The organism is Pseudomonas sp. DTU_2021_1001937_2_SI_NGA_ILE_001 (genome assembly GCF_032463525.1).
GTDB lineage: Bacteria > Pseudomonadota > Gammaproteobacteria > Pseudomonadales > Pseudomonadaceae > Aquipseudomonas.
On record NZ_CP135971.1, the window covers coordinates 766,025 to 781,366 of the forward strand.

The following is a 15,342-nucleotide window of genomic DNA, read 5'->3' on the forward strand; positions in this document are numbered from 1 at the left end:
CGCGTGGCTGTCAGGTCTGCAGGTACACCACGTGGGTATGGGTGTACTCGTACAGGCCGTGCTTGCCGTCGGCACCGCCGATGCCAGACTTGCGCACCCCGGCGTGGAAGCCCTGCATGGCCTCGAAGTTCTCGCGGTTGATGTAGGTTTCGCCGAAGTCGATCTCGCGCATGGCCTGCATGGCCTTGTTGAGGTCGCGGGTGTACAGCGACGAGGTCAGGCCGTACTCGCAATCGTTGGCCAGGGCGATGGCTTCGTCGAGGTCGTCGACGATCTGGATCGGCAGCACCGGGCCGAAGATCTCCTTGCGCATGATTTCCATGTCCGCCGTACAGCCGGCGAGCACCGTGGGCTGGTAATGAAAGCCGGCGCCCAGGTCGGCAATCTGCCCGCCGGTGATCAACTGTGCGCCCTGATCGATCGCCTTGGCCACCTTGGCAGCCACGCCGTCCAGCCCTCGGCGGTTGATCAACGGACCCATTTCCACTTGCGAGTCGGCCACTGGATCCCCATACCGGGTTGCGGCCATGGCGGCGGCAATCCGTTCGATGAACGGCTCGGCCACCTTGCGCTCCACATAGACGCGCTCGGCGCAGTTGCAGACCTGTCCGGTGTTGATGATCCGTGAATCGCGGATGGATTTCACCGCCAGGTCCAGGTCGGCATCGGCCAGGACGATGGCCGGCGCCTTGCCACCCAGCTCGAGGTTGAGCTTGGTGATGTGGGGGGCAGCGGCGGCCATTATGCGTGCGCCGGTTTCCACGCTGCCGGTGAAGCTGACCATATCAACAGCCGGGTGCGCGCTCAGCGCGGCACCGATACGGCCATCACCGCAAACCACGTTGAAGACACCCGCCGGCAGCTCGGTCTCGGCCACCAGCCGAGCAAATTCGAAGCAGTTGTTCGGCGTTTCCTCACTCGGCTTGATGACGATGGTGTTGCCGGTCAGCAGCGCCGGGGCCATCTTGCGGGCGATGAGGAAGAACGGGAAATTCCACGGCAGGATGCCGGCTACCACGCCCAGGGGCTTGCGCAACAGGAAGATGTTTTCGCCGGGGCGGTCGCTGCTGAGGATCTCACCCTCCATGCGCCGGGCCCATTCAGCCATGTAGTCCAGGTAATCCGCCGTGAAATTCACCTCCACCTCGGCCAGCGCGCTGATCTTGCCCTGTTCCAGGGTGATGGTGCGGGCCAGGTGCGGCACCTGCTCACGGATCTTCGCGGCAATGCGCCGCAGGTAGCCGGCGCGCTCCTGGGCGGTGCGCCGTGCCCAGCCGGGTTGGGCCTTGCGAGCAGCGGCCAGGGCATCGTCCACCTGCACGGCGTCCGAGGCCGGGACCTGAGCCAGCAGGGCGCCGGTGGCCGGGTTGAAGACGTCCAGATGCTCGGCGCTGGTGACGAACTCACCATTGATGTAGTTCTGATAGACAGGCACTGAAGTCATGGTGATCACTCCTTGTTCTTTTAGTAGGTGCGTGAGGTCGACGGCGCCGCTGTGAGGTCGCGGTAGCGCGCCAGGTTATTCAGCGCGGCCTGGCGCATCAGGCTGATGTCGATGCCCACGGCGATGAACTGGCAACCCCAGGCCTGGTAGCGACGGGCGTCGTCTTCGGCGGGGGCGAGAATGCCGCAAGCCTTGCCGGCGGCCAGGGTCGCGTCGATGGCCTGGCGGATGCACTGCTGGACCTCGCGGTGCGAAGGGTTGCCGACATGGCCCAGTCCGGTGGACAGGTCGGCCGGCCCGATGAACACGGCGTCCACGCCCTCCACGGCGGCGATGGCGGCGGCATTGTCGATGCCGGCACGCGACTCCACCTGGACGATCAGGCACAGCTCGCGTTGTGCGTCGAGAATATAGTCAGGTACGGCGTCCCAGCGCGTAGCGCGGGTCAGGCCACCGCCGACGCCGCGAAAGCCGTGGGGTGGGTAGCGCATGGCCTGGACCAGCGCGCGGGCCTGTTCGGCGCTTTCCACCATGGGGATCATCAGCGTCTGCACGCCGATATCCAGCAATTGCTTGATCAGTAGTTGGTCATGGCCCACCGCACGCACCACCGGGGCAGTGTGATAAGGCGCGACGGCCTGCAGTTGGGCAAGGATCGACGGCACGGTGTTGGGGGCATGTTCCCCGTCGATCAGCATCCAGTCATAGCCGAAGCTGGCGGTGATCTCCGTGGCATAAGGGTGGGCAAAGCCGGCCCAGATGCCGTACAGGGGCTCGCCATGGGCGAGACCGGCCTTGAAAGGGTTGCGAGGCAGAATCATGGAAGACTCCCAGAGGGCTAATGAGGGCTCAGTGCGTGTAGGGGCGGTGCAGTTGGCACTCGGGATTCAGCGTCACGCCAAAGCCCGGTTGGTCCAGGCGCGACAGGCGCATGCGGCCGTTCTCCGGCACGGGTTCACCCAGCAGTTGCGGATGGAACATGGGCACCACCTGATCGGCCTTGGGCGCCATCATCAGGAACTCGGCGAACGGACTATTGGTGCGGGTGGCGACGAAGTGGTAGCTGTAGACCGACGAGCCGTGGGGTACGACCATGGCGCCGTGGGCGTCTGCCAGCGCGGAAATCTTGATCAGCTCGGTGAGGCCGCCGCACCAGCCGACATCCGGCTGGATGATGTCGCAGCAGCCCATTTCCAGGAGCATGCGAAAGCCCCAGCGGGTGGCCTCGTGCTCGCCGGTGGTGACCAGCATGCCGTTGGGCACGTTCTTGCGCAGCGCGGCGTAGCCCCAGTAGTCGTCCGGCGACAGCGCCTCTTCGATCCACTTCAGGCCGAACTCCTGGGCGCCGTGGGCCAGGCGAGTCGCGTAGTTGAGGTCCAGGCTCATCCAGCAGTCGAGCATCAGCCAGAAATCCTTGCCGACCCGCTCGCGCATCACCGCCAGTTCTTCGAGGTTCTTGCGCAGGCCTTCCTCGCCCTCGGCCGGGCCATGGTGCAGCGGCAATTTGCCGCCGATGAAACCCATCTGTTGCGCCAGGTCCGGGCGCGCGCCGGTGGCGTAGAACTGCAGCTCATCACGCACCGCGCCCCCCAGCAATTGGTGTACTGGCTCCTGGCGAACCTTGCCGAGCAGGTCCCAGAGCGCCAGGTCGATGCCCGACAGCGTGTTGATGACCAGCCCTTTGCGACCGTAGTACTGCGAAGACAGGTACATCTGGTCCCAGATGCGTTCGATGTCGGTGACCCTGGCGCCCTCGACGAAACGCGCCAGGTGTTTTTCCACGATGAACGCAGCCGGTTCGCCGCCGTTGGTCACGGCGAAACCGATGTTGCCGTCGCTGTCTTCGATCTCCACCACGAGAGTGCCGAGCACGTTGATGCCGAAGCTGCGTCGGCTCTGCCGGTACTCCGGGTATTTGCTCATCGGCGTGGCGATATGGTCGTCGATCCAGTGGCCGTCGCCCTGGTCGTGGTAATCGGCGCCGCCGCCGCGCAAAACGTAGGCGCGAACGTGCTTGATGGTCGGTGTGGCCATGGGGTGAGCCTCTTGATCAATGTTGAAAGGTGGGTTGTTTGTGGGGCACGGAAGGGGCCTTGGCGCGGATGCCCAGCACCAGGACCGCTGCGATCAGCGTGGTGACGGCCAGCAGGTAGAGACCAGCAGCCGGCGACTGAAAGACGCCTTCGGCCCAGTTCTTGAGGATGGGGGCGATGAAACCGCCCAGGGCGCCGAAGGAATTGATCAGGGCGATGGCCCCGGCGGCGGCCGAGCCGGCCAGGAAGCTGCCGGGAAAGGTCCAGAACACCGGCTGCACGGCAATGAAACCGGAGGCTGCGAAGCACAGGGCGAGAATGCCGAGTACCGGGCTGGACACCGAAACCGAGGCCGCTATACCCAGCCCGGAGATCAGCAGAGTGAGGGCCGCGACGCGGCGACGCTGGCCGCTGCGATCAGCGATCGCCGGGACTTTCCACGCTGCGAGCAGGGCGCACAGCCAGGGAATGGCACTGACGATGCCGACCATCAGCCCGACCTTGGTGCCCAGTAGCCCGGCGACCTGGCTGGGCAGGTAGAACACCACGCCATACACGCTGGCCTGGATCAACAGGTAGATCAGGCACAGGTACAGAACGGCGGGCTGGCACAGTACCCCGAGCAGGCTGCCGTGGCGTTGCTTTTCGCGGTCTTCGGCGTCGAGCACGGTCTGCAGCTGGCTGCGTTCCTCGGCGCTCAGCCACTTGGCGTCAGCCGGGCGATTGTCCAGGTAGAAGTACGCCCACACGCCCACCGCACTGGCCAGCAGGCCCTCTACGGCGAACAGCCACTGCCAGCCGCGAGCGCCGAGCAGGCCGTCCAGTTCCAGCAGCAGGCCCGACAACGGGCTGCCGAAGATGAAGGCCAGCGGCGCGCCGAAGTAGAAGAAGCCCATGGCCTTGCCGCGTACGGCGCTGGGGAACCAGTAGGTCAGATAAAGAATGACGCCGGGGAAGAAGCCCGCTTCGGCAACGCCCAGCAGAAAGCGCAGCACGTAGAAGGTCATTTCGTCGTGGGCGAACATCATCGCCGCCGACACCAGGCCCCAGGTCACCATGATCCGGCACATCCACAGGCGCGCGCCGACGCGGTGCATGATCAGGTTGCTGGGCACTTCCAACAGCGCGTAGCCGACGAAGAATACCCCGGCGCCAAAGGCGAAGGCGGCGTCACCGATGCCGGTGTCGGCCTGGAAGGTCTGTTTGGCGAACCCGACATTGGCGCGGTCGAGGAAGGCCATGATGTACATGAGCAGCAGGAAGGGCAGCAGGCGCCAGGAGACCTTGGCCAGCAGCGAGGCGGGGAGTGTGTTCACGTCAGTTTCCTTTTTTGGATTTATCGAACTGAGCAACAGCAGATCTTGTGCTGGAACGAACTCTACCGCCTGTTTATGATGCGCCACCAATCGAAATAAGCTGTTAGTCGATACCCTGGGGTTATCGATCCTGAGCGGGAGGTTGCCATGAATGGCCAGCAACTCTTTGGCCGGCTGCGCTACAAGCATCTGCAAATGCTGCTGATGCTCGGCTCCAGCCTCAATCTGCACCGTGCTTCGGTGAGCATGAACATGTCGCAGCCTGCGGCCAGCCGCATGCTGCAGGAGATCGAGGACATGTTCGGCTGTGAGCTGTTCGAGCGCCTGCCACGCGGCATGCGCCCCACCGCACTGGGGCGCGAGCTGCTGCGCTTCGCCGAATCGGCCCTGAGCGGCCTGGACCGCTGCGCCGCCGACTTGGCGGCGCGCAAGGAGGGCGGCTATGGCTACCTGTCGATCGGCACCATCATGGGCGCCGCCCCTGACCTGGTCATGCACGCGGTGGCGCGAATCAAGCAACTGAACCCGCGCTTGCGCCTGCGCATCATGGGCGACACCAGCGACCAGGTGGTGCAGCTCCTGGAACAGGGGCGGGTGGACATCGCCGTGACCCGGCGCAGCCCCAGCCATGACCGCGACCAGTACGAGTTCGAACCACTGGGCAACGAGCGGTTGATCGCGGTGGTCCACAGCGGCCACGCCTTGGCCCGGCGACCGGCACTGGAGTGGGAGGAGCTGGTGCGTGACTGGCCGTGGATCCTGCAGCCACAGTCCAGCCCGGCACGCATGGCCTTCGACCAGGCCCTGCAACGCCTTGAATTGCCGACGCCGGCGGACATCATCGAATGCAGTTCGGTGTACTCGATGCAACAGCTGGTGCAACTGACCGACGCGATCATGGTGTTGTCCGAATCAGCGATGCGCGACTACCTGAAGATGGGCCTGGTCACCGCCTTGCCGCTCAGCCTGGAAGCGCAGATGGCGCCGTTTGGCCTATTGCGCCGCAAGGACGAACCGGTCAGTCGCGAATTGCAGTTGTTCATCGAGTTGCTGCGCGAGCATCGTCAGGACGCTAGCGGGTCGTTCAACCCGGATCAGCCTGTACCAGCGAGTCGCGGCTGATTTCGCTGATGGTGCGGGCACCGGTCAGCACCATGGCCACGCGCATTTCCTTTTCGATCAGTTCCAGCAGGTGGCTGACGCCTGCGCCACCCGCTGCCGCCAGGGCATAGACGAAGGCGCGACCGAGCATCACGCAATCGGCGCCCAGCGCGATCATGCGCACCACATCGAGCCCATTGCGCACGCCTGAGTCGGCAAGAATCGCCAGCTCGCCCTTTACCGCATCGGCAATGGCTGGCAACGCCCTGGCAGTCGACGGCACGCCATCGAGCTGGCGCCCGCCATGGTTGGACACCACGATGCCGTTGGCGCCGAAACTCACCGCATCGCGGGCGTCCTGGGCATCGAGAATGCCCTTGATGATCATCGGCCCGTCCCAGAACTCACGAATCCATTCCAGGTCCTTCCAGCCGATCGACGGGTCGAAATTGGCCCCCAGCCAGCCAATGTAATCGGCCAGTCCGGTGGGATGGCCGCGATAGGTGGAAATATTGCCCAGATCGTGAGGCTTGCCGCGCAGGCCGACATCCCAGGCCCAACGCGGGTGGGTGACGGCCTGCAGCAGACGCCTGAAAGGCGCGTTCGGGCCGCTCATTCCAGAATGGGCATCGCGATAGCGGGCGCCGGGCACCGGCATGTCGACGGTGAATACCAAGGTGCTCACCCCGGCGGCCCTAGCGCGCTCCAGGGCGTTCTTCATGAAGCCGCGGTCCTTGAGCACGTAGAGCTGGAACCACATGGGGCGGTCGATGGCGGGGGCAACTTCTTCGAGGGGGCATACCGACACGGTCGACAGCGTGAACGGCACGCCGTGTTGCGCCGCCGCCCGGGCCGCCTGCACCTCGCCACGGCGTGCGTACATGCCGGTCAGGCCCACAGGGGCGAGGGCTACCGGCATGGCCAGCTCTTCGCCCAGCACCTGAGTGCGCAGGCTCAACTCCGACATGTCGCGCAGTACCCGTTGCCGCAAGGCGACATCCGCCAGGTCGGCGACGTTGCGGCGCAAGGTGTGCTCGGCGTAGGCGCCGCCATCGATGTAATGAAACAGGAAAGGCGGCAGTGTGCGCTGGGCAACGGCGCGGTAATCGCTGCAGGCCGAAATGATCATGGCGGTTTCTCGTTATTGTCTTGGAATGCTGACTTGCGGCCTGCCTGTCGGGCCTGGCGCATTGAGCCTGCTGCACAGTCTAGCGGTCCTCTACGATGACCCACCAATCGCACGTTGTTAAGCACCGATACCTTGAGGTTATGGGTGATCGAGACCGTTGGTCTGTCCAATTGCAACCCCTTGTCGGCGTAACTTTCCAAATTGAAGGTCATCAGGCGGTCGCCGATGGTCTTTCAATCTGCCAGCAGGAGGCGTCATGTCCGAGAAACCAGTCAATTCCGTTTGTGCATGCGAGGGCTGCAAATGCCAGGTCGAGCCGGGCAAGGCAGTCATCAGCGCTGGCAAGGCCTATTGCTGCCAGGCCTGCGCTGAACACCATCCTCACGACCGTCCATGTAACGACCAACATTGCCACTGCGGCGACACGGCCGGTGCCGCGCACTGAGCGACGCCGTATGGCGGGAGCGGCTTGTTCGACTCAAGCCGCTCCTGCAGTGGCCGCGAACGGCCATGATCAGTCGCTGAACAGCTCGAACATCAATTCGCGGAACCACTGGTTGGCCGGTTCCTTGTGGAAGCGCGCGTGCCAGAACAGGTTGATGGCGATTTCCGGCAATGGCACCGGCAAGGGCAGGGCGACCAGATCGAAGGGTTCCAGGCAGGTGTCGGCGAAGCGTTCCGGTACCGTGGCCAACAGGTCACTGCGTTGCAGAATGTGCCCCACCGCGACGAAGTGTGGCACCTGCAGGCGGATATCGCGCTTGACCCCGGCGCGGCGCAGGTATTGTTCGACTTCGCCGTGTCCGGTGCTGGCCGCCGCTACATGGATGTGGCCGTGGTCGCAGAACCCTTCAATGCTCATGGGCTGCCGTGTCAGTGGGTGGTCGCGGCGGCACAGGCACACGTAGCGATGCACGAACAGGCGCCGCTGGTAGAAGCCACTCTGCAGGTTGGGCTGCAGGCCCACGGCCAGGTCGATGGCGCCGCTGGCCAGCGCTTCGGAGAGTTGCGCGTCGCTGCGCACGGTGGTCACTGAGACGCCCGGCGCGCGCTGCAGTAGCGTTTCGATCAGCCGAGGCATGAACCAGATCTCGCCGATGTCGGTCATCGCCAGGGTGAACGGGCGTTCACTGTTGGCGGGGTCGAAGGCGGCCGTGCGCACCAGCGCCTGGCTCAACAGGCCGATGGCCTGGGCCACCGGCTCGGCGAGGCTCTGGGCGTATGGGGTCGGCTGCATGCCCCGGCCGGTACGCACGAACAGGTCATCCTGCAGGGCGAAGCGCAGACGCTTCAGGGCGTTGCTCATGGCCGGCTGGCTCAGGCCCAGGTGTTCGGCGGCCACCGAGACCTGGCGGTCGAGCAACAGTTGATGCAGGACCAGCAGCAGATTCAGGTCGAGATCACGCAGGTTCATGGCAGGTCCTGTGATGCAGGGTGATGCAATATTCATCACCGTGATAATGGCTATATTCTTTGCGGCATTTATCAATATCGCAAGCGGCCGCATGATGGGCTCATTCCAATAACAAGCAGCCCGACGGGTAACCCTCATGCAACAAGCTTCCTTGCGTATCGCAATCGTCGGCGGCGGCATCGCTGGCATCGCCCTGGCACTGGATCTGTGTCGTCACGCCCACCTTCAAGTTCGCCTGTTCGAATCCGCCGCCGCCTTCGGCGAAGTGGGGGCGGGCGTGTCGTTCGGCGCCAACGCCGTGCGCGCCATCGGTGGCCTGGGTATCGGTGAAGCCTACCGGCAGATCGCCGACCAGACCCCCGCGCCCTGGCAGGACGTGTGGTTCGAATGGCGGCGCGGCGTCGATGCTGGCTACCTGGGCGCCAGCGTGGCACCGGGGGTCGGGCAGTCGTCGGTGCATCGCGCCGACTTTCTCGACGCCTTGGCCAGCCGCCTGCCAGAGGGCGTCGCCTGTTTCGCCAAGCGCGCGGTGCAGGTACAGCAGGCCGATGACCAGGTGCGGCTGAGCTTCGCGGACGGCAGCTCGCACACCTGCGATCTGCTGATCGGCGCCGACGGCATCAAGTCGTCGATACGTGACCATGTGCTGGCCGGCCTCGGTGCGCCACTGGCCCAGCCGCGCTACAGCGGCACGCGGGCCTATCGCGGGCTGATCGACAGTCAGGTGCTGCGCGCCGCCTACCGTGAGCACGACCTGGACGAGCATCTGATCGACGTGCCACAGATGTACCTGGGGCTCGATGCCCACATCCTGACCTTCCCGGTCAAACAGGGCCGCCTGATCAATGTGGTGGCATTCATCTCCGATCGCAGCCGGGCCGAGCCGGAGTGGCCGGCCGGGCAACCCTGGGTGCGCGAAGCCAGCCAGGCGGAAATGCTCGACGCCTTCGTCGGCTGGGGGGCTGCTGCACGGGTCTTGCTGCACTGCATCGGCGCACCGACGCTGTGGGCCTTGCACGACCTGGCCGAGCTGCCCGGCTATGTGCATGGTCGGGTGGCGCTGATCGGCGACGCTGCGCATGCCATGTTGCCGCACCAGGGCGCAGGCGCCGGGCAGGGGCTGGAAGATGCCTGGCTGCTGGCCCGTCTGCTGGGTGACGCGCCGCTCGCCGGCGCCGATGTACAGGCGCTGCTGGCTGCCTACGACGCGGTGCGTCGGCCTCGCGCCTGCCGGGTGCAGCGCACCTCGCGTGAAGCCGGCGAACTCTACGAACTGCGTGACCCGGCCACGGCGGCAGACCCAGTGTTGCTCGGCCAGACCCTCGCCGAACGCTTCGCCTGGCTGTGGGACCACGACCTGCACGGCGATCTGCGCCAGGCCAAACAGGCCCTCGACGCGCTGCAGAACGCCTGACGCGCTGGATCACAACAACAAGAAAGAGCCATGCCATGCACAAGACCCAAGTCACCGCCCTGCTGGACGGGGCGCGCTTCTCAGCCTTTCATGCCCGCGTACTGCTGTGGTGCGCGCTGATCATCATCTTCGACGGCTATGACCTGGTCATCTACGGTGTGGTGCTGCCGTCGTTGATGAGCGAATGGAGCCTCAGCCCCTTGCAGGCCGGTGCGTTAGGCAGTTGCGCACTGGTGGGGATGATGTTCGGTGCACTGTTGTTCGGCTCGCTGTCCGACCGGATAGGGCGGCGCAAGACCATCGCCTTCTGCGTGATGCTGTTCAGCGGCGTCACCGCCCTCAACGGCCTGGCCGGCAGCCCCGAGGCGTTCGGCCTGTGTCGTTTCATCGCCGGGCTGGGCATCGGCGGGGTGATGCCCAACGTGGTGGCGCTGATGAACGAGTACTCGCCCCGTCGTTCGCGCAGCACCCTGGTAGCGGTGATGTTCAGCGGCTACTCGCTGGGCGGCATGCTGTCGGCCGGGCTGGGCATCGTGCTGATTCCGCAGTGGGGCTGGCAGTCGGTGTTCTATGTGGCATCGATTCCCTTGTTGTTGCTGCCGTGGCTGGTGCGCCAGTTGCCAGAGTCCATGACCTACCTGATGCGCAGCGGACAGACCCAGCGTGCCAGGCAGACACTCGTGCAGGCGCTGCCGGACTATCAGCCCAGAGAGGACGAGCAACTGCTGCTCGAAGGCGACGGCAAGGCCAGCGTGGCCATCGCCGAACTGTTCCGCGAGGGACGCACCTTGAGCACCCTGATGCTGTGGCTGGCGTTCTTCTGCTGCCTGTTGATGGTCTACGCGCTGAGTGCCTGGCTGCCCAAGCTGATGCACAGCGCCGGCTACGGCCTGAACTCCAGCCTGACGTTCCTGCTGGTGCTGAATGCCGGCGCGATCATCGGTGCCATCGCTGGGGGATGGCTGGGTGACCGGGTCGGACTGGGCCGGGTGCTGTTCGGTTTCTTCGTCTGCGGTGCGCTGGCGCTCAGCCTGCTGGCGTTCAAGGCGCCGCTGGGGGTGCTGTACCTGCTGGTGGCGGTGGCCGGGGCCTGCACCATTGGCACGCAGATTCTCGCCAATGCCTGCGCGGTGCAGTATTACCCGGCGCAGGTGCGCTCCACCGGCCTGGGTTGGGCCATGGGCATCGGGCGTACGGGGGCGATCATCGGTCCGCTGCTGGGCGGCGCCTTGCAGGCCTCCGGGTTGCCGCTACAGGCGAGCTTCCTGGCCTTCGCCTTGCCAGGGCTGATCGGCGCTGCAGCAGTGCTGGTGTTCCTGCGCCGCAGCCGTGCCATGGGAGGACCGCTGCAGCAGCCTGCCGGAGTGGTTCCAGCCACGAAGCGCATGCCCGGCTGAAGCCGGTCGTGCCGGTAACGTGCAGGTTTCACGCCCCGGTCTTGGGCATGAGCGGGGGAGGTGGGGTCTTGGCCGGCGCTGTGTGGCCCTCGATGATCGCCTCGATGTCCTCGATCAGACCATCGAAGACCGCAACCACGGCCGGGTCGAAGTGCCGGCCCGTCTGTTCGCGGATCAGTTCCAGTGCGCGTTCGCGAGTCCAGGCGGTCTTGTACGGACGCGGCTGGCGTAGCGCGTCGTAGACATCGCACAGGGCCACGATGCGGGCCTCCAGTGGAATCTGTTCGCCTGCCAGCCCTTGAGGGTAGCCGCTGCCATCCCATTTCTCATGGTGGGTGAGGGCAATCTGGGCGGCCATGGCAGTCAGTTCGCTGTTGCTGTCATCGTGCAGGATGTCGTAGCCGATCCACGCATGCGCCTTCATCCGTTCCCGTTCCTCGGGCGTGAGGACACCGGGCTTGAGCAGGATCTCGTCGGGGATGCCGATCTTGCCCACGTCGTGCATCGGCGCGGCCTGGCGGATCAGCGTGCACCAGTGCGCCGGCAGGCCCATGCCTTCGGCGAGCATGCAGGCGAAGGTGCCGATGCGATGGATATGCTCCCCGGTGTCGTCATCGCGGTAAGAGGCGGCCCGGCTCAGCGCGCCGATGACGGCCCGGTAGCTGTCCTGCAGTTCGGCGGTGCGCTGGCGAACCCGTTCTTCAAGATCGGCATTGGCGCGCTTGAGGTCATCGGTGGTGGTCTTCAGCAGCAGGCTGTTGTGGATCCGCAAGATCACCTCGGGAAGGTCCAGAGGCTTGCAGATGTAATCGTTGGCGCCCAGTTCCAGACCCTGGCGACGGCTCTGCGGGTCGTTGAGGGCGGTGACCAGGATCACCGGGCGCTCGATACGGTTGCGCGGTTCCAGCGCCTTGAGAATGTCGAAGCCGTTGGGCGCCGGCATGTCCAGGTCGAGCAACAGCAGATCCCAGTCATGCGTGCGCAGCCAGTCCAGGCCGGCAGCCGGGTCGGTGAAGCTCACCTGATCATCGAGGCCGAAGGCCTTCAGGCTGGAACTGAGCAGGCGAACGTTGGCGGCCACGTCGTCGATGATGACGATCGGCGCCTTGAGTCGAATATTACGAAACACGTCAGGCATCCTCGCTCAGGAACACGGCCGCCAGCTCGCGCAGCTCGGTCGCATCGATGGGTTTACGCAGCAGGCCCTGGCAATCGAGGCTCAGCAGCCAGGCCGGCATGGTCTGCGCACTCATGACGATCAGCGGCGGGCGCGGACCCTGATGCAGTTCATGGAGGGTGGCGAGCAGGGGTTGCAGCGCCTCGCCGAGGCTGTCCAGGTCGATGATCAGCAGTTTCGGCCTCTGCCGGGCCATTTCGTCGAGCAGCTCGCGTTCTTCCTCGACCAGCCGCACGCGGGCCAGGGGGGCCAGCGTTTCCCGGATCAACTTCTTTTCGCTGTCGCCGCGTTGCAGGCACAGCACGCTGGCGTGGCCGGCGACCTTGGCCGGCGGCTTGTCGGGTGTAGCGCTGCAGGGCAGTTCGATCCAGAACAGGCTGCCACTGCCAGGCGTGCTGACCAGCCCAATGCTGCCATTCATGGCCTGCGCCAGCTCCTTGCACAGCGCCAGGCCGATGCCGGTGCCAGGGATCGCGGTCTTTTCCTGGCCCAGGCGCTGGAAGGGTTCGAACAGCCGGGCGCGGGCCTGGCTGTCGATGCCCATGCCGGTGTCTTCGACGTAGATTCGTACGCGGCCCTGCTCATGACGGCAGCCCAGGGTCACCGAGCCGCCCGGGCGGTTGTATTTGATGGCGTTGGACAGCAGGTTGAGCAGCACCTGGCGCAGTCGTCGGCTGTCGGCAACCACGCCAGGGCCAGGGCGGATTTCCGCGACATTGAGGGTCAGCCCTGCGTCCTTGGCCTCCTGGCGCACCATCTCTACGCACTCGCCGATCAGCTCGGTCATGTCGATACGGCTTACGTTCAGAACCGGCTTCTCGGCCTGCAGGCTCGACCAGCTCAGCAGGTCGTTGACCAGTTGGCAGAGATGATGGCTGGCCTTGAGGATCTCTTCGACAGGTCCGGCGCCACTGCGGCTGGTGTCGCTGTATTTGAGCAGCTGGGCAAAGCCGTGGATGGCGTTGAGCGGCGTCTTGAGTTCGTGGGTCATGCTGGAGATGAAGCGCGATTTGGCCTGGCTGGCGGCCTCGGCTTCCAGGGTCTTGTGCCGCAGGTCGGTCTCGACGTGCTTGAGTGCGGTAATGTCCATGCAAGTGCCGGCCAGCAGGCGTGGTTCGCCGGTCACCTCGTCACGCTCCAGTACGCGGCCCCGGCATTGCAACCAGACGTTCTTGCCGCGATTGTCGATCAGGCGCAGCTCGCAGCCTTCCGCGCCCCGACCCTGTTCCAGCTCTTTGATGAAGCGCGTCACGGCCTCGCCGTCGGCGCGGTCCAGGCGCTCCTTGAACAGCTGGTGGTCGGGCAGGGTCTCCGGCAGGTCGAAGCGGTGGCACAGGCTGCCACGCAGGCGCAGTTCGCGCTTTTGCACATGAAACTCCCAGAGCCCCTCCGTGGAGCTTTCCATCACCACTTCCAGCCGCTGCTGAGCACCGCTACGCGACTGCTCGGCCTGGCACAGCCGCTCGCCCATGGTCCGCGCCTGTTCAGCCATGCCTGCCAGCTCCCTGATGGAGGTGTCGGGTTTTTCCGGGCGCCATTGGCCGTCGCTGATCTGTTTCATCATGTGGGCCACACCGGCCAGGGGCTTGGACAGGGCCTGACTGAGCCGGGTGACACGCGCCCAGGTGAACAGGAAGAAGCCCGCATAGAAGACGGCCAATCCACCGATCAGCAGGTAGCCGACCCTCCGGTAATGGCTGGCCAGGCTATTGGTGGTGGCAGTGATCTGCGCCTCTTCGACCACTGCCAGGAGATGCCACCCGGTGTCGGCCACGGTGTCCCAGGCCACCAGGTGCGGGCGCCCGGCAAATTGGGTGGCCAACAGCCCACGTGGCTCGGTTTCCACGGCATTGGCCAGGTCATCGTGGGCGCCGTTGAAGCGCAGGTTGAACATGGCGGGTTTCAACGTTTCGCTGGTCACCATCTGCTGGTAAAGGTGTTCGGTCAACTCGGTCACGTGGAAGTCATGTTCGCCGGCCTGCGGCAGGGCCATGATGGTCAGGTCGGGGGCCACCAGCATCAGATAACCGTTCCACGGCACTTTCAGCTCGTTGATCTGTTTGAGAATGCCACCGACGGTAACGTCGATACCGACTACCCCTTCGAGGAAGTCGCCACGGTAAACCGGGGCAATGGCTGACATCATCCAGCCGTTGCCGGCCGGGTCCAGGTAAACGTCTGTCCAGCGATTGCGACGTTCTGGGTTATGCACCGCATCGGCCAGATAATAGAAGTTGAACTCGGGAATATTCAGGTCATGGGGGTACTGCTGCAGCACGTCGAACCCTGGGTAGATCCGGTTGTAGCTGTCCCAGCTGTTGAAGTAGATGCTGGCGACCAGTGGATTGTCGTTCTTGAGCTGCTTGAGCAAGGGGTCGAGGGTCTTCAGTTTGCCAATCTTGGCCAGGTTCTGACGCTCCAGCGGGGTGACGCTGGAATAGAAGGACGCGGCTCGGTCCGGACCGCCATTGTCATAACGCACGCCGTCTTCGGAGAGGTTCAGGTCTTCCGTTTCACTGTGGTCATGTTGCAGCACGTGCTCGGTCAACTTCGCGAGCAGCCGTGCCTCGCTGGCCAGGCGTACCAGCTCTCCGTTGACGACCTGGGTGTTCTGTCCAACGGAATCGACCAGGTCGGAGACGGCAGTGTCGTGCAAGTAGTCGATCTGCGCCGTGCGTATCGACTGGTTGGTGAAGAGATAAACACCGATCAGCACCAGTTCAACGGCAATCAATGGAATCAGCGCGCTGCTGGCTAGCGCCTTCCACATCCAGTGTCTCAGACTGAGCTGTTTCGGGGTTTGCATGCTCGGCCTCGTTCGGGTCCGGACGGCTTTAGAGTCGACGCACTTCGAGAGTCCCGCTGGCGTGCGCGGCGAAGGCTTAGCGCAGGTCAAGCGATGATGTCATATAGACAT

Annotated in this window: 12 protein-coding genes; 4 read left to right on the forward strand and 8 right to left on the reverse strand. The window is 64.7% G+C overall.

Translation table 11 applies throughout. The features are described 5' to 3' along the window. Positions 1–10 precede the first annotated feature (10 nt). From aldA to RRX38_RS03440, 4 genes are read right to left on the reverse strand one after another with little or no spacing between them, the layout of a single operon-like run. A complete protein-coding gene (gene aldA, locus RRX38_RS03425) occupies positions 11–1,444 on the reverse strand; it encodes an aldehyde dehydrogenase (RefSeq protein ID WP_315961543.1) in 1,434 nt (477 codons plus the stop codon). 20 nt (positions 1,445–1,464) lie between these two features. Further along, entirely contained in the window at positions 1,465–2,265 is an 801-nt protein-coding gene (locus RRX38_RS03430; RefSeq protein WP_315961544.1) for an HpcH/HpaI aldolase/citrate lyase family protein, read from the reverse strand. A 28-nt stretch (positions 2,266–2,293) separates the two neighbouring features. Then, positions 2,294–3,478 (reverse strand): L-rhamnonate dehydratase, encoded by a 1,185-nt coding sequence (rhmD, locus tag RRX38_RS03435; protein ID WP_315961545.1) that lies wholly within the window; start codon positions 3,476–3,478, stop codon positions 2,294–2,296. A gap of 16 nt (positions 3,479–3,494) precedes the next feature. After that, positions 3,495–4,793: an MFS transporter gene (locus tag RRX38_RS03440; RefSeq protein ID WP_315961546.1), complete on the reverse strand. Its 1,299-nt coding sequence runs from the start codon at positions 4,791–4,793 to the stop codon at positions 3,495–3,497. A 147-nt stretch (positions 4,794–4,940) separates the two neighbouring features. On the opposite strand from RRX38_RS03440, the gene RRX38_RS03445 reads away from it, so the two are divergent. Further along, on the forward strand, positions 4,941–5,915 hold the full coding sequence (locus RRX38_RS03445) for a LysR family transcriptional regulator (protein WP_315961547.1): 975 nt from the start codon (positions 4,941–4,943) through the stop codon (positions 5,913–5,915). Here the strand turns inward: RRX38_RS03445 and lldD are convergent. Then, a complete protein-coding gene (gene lldD, locus RRX38_RS03450; RefSeq protein WP_315961548.1) occupies positions 5,878–7,023 on the reverse strand; it encodes an FMN-dependent L-lactate dehydrogenase LldD in 1,146 nt (381 codons plus the stop codon). The two genes, RRX38_RS03445 and lldD, sit on opposite strands and share 38 nt — an antisense overlap. 256 nt (positions 7,024–7,279) lie before the next feature. Here lldD and RRX38_RS03455 point away from each other — a divergent pair, with 256 nt between their 5' ends. Next, positions 7,280–7,468: a metallothionein gene (locus RRX38_RS03455; protein WP_315961549.1), complete on the forward strand. Its 189-nt coding sequence runs from the start codon at positions 7,280–7,282 to the stop codon at positions 7,466–7,468. A gap of 69 nt (positions 7,469–7,537) precedes the next feature. On the opposite strand, the gene RRX38_RS03460 is transcribed toward RRX38_RS03455, so the two are convergent. After that, complete coding sequence (locus tag RRX38_RS03460; RefSeq protein WP_315961550.1) at positions 7,538–8,437, reverse strand: LysR family transcriptional regulator; 900 nt, start codon at positions 8,435–8,437, stop codon at positions 7,538–7,540. 136 nt (positions 8,438–8,573) lie between these two features. On the opposite strand from RRX38_RS03460, the gene salA reads away from it, so the two are divergent. Both salA and RRX38_RS03470 read left to right on the forward strand, forming a co-directional pair. Further along, positions 8,574–9,851, forward strand: coding sequence for a salicylate 1-monooxygenase (salA, locus tag RRX38_RS03465; RefSeq protein WP_315961551.1), 1,278 nt, complete (start codon positions 8,574–8,576; stop codon positions 9,849–9,851). A 35-nt stretch (positions 9,852–9,886) separates the two neighbouring features. After that, positions 9,887–11,248, forward strand: a complete 1,362-nt coding sequence (locus tag RRX38_RS03470) for an aromatic acid/H+ symport family MFS transporter (protein WP_315961552.1) — start codon at positions 9,887–9,889, stop codon at positions 11,246–11,248. 28 nt (positions 11,249–11,276) lie between these two features. Here the strand turns inward: RRX38_RS03470 and RRX38_RS03475 are convergent, their stop codons facing one another. Then, entirely contained in the window at positions 11,277–12,377 is a 1,101-nt protein-coding gene (locus RRX38_RS03475; protein WP_315961553.1) for an HD domain-containing phosphohydrolase, read from the reverse strand. Position 12,378: 1 nt separating this feature from the next. Next, positions 12,379–15,231, reverse strand: coding sequence for an ATP-binding protein (locus RRX38_RS03480; protein ID WP_315961554.1), 2,853 nt, complete (start codon positions 15,229–15,231; stop codon positions 12,379–12,381). Positions 15,232–15,342 lie beyond the last annotated feature (111 nt).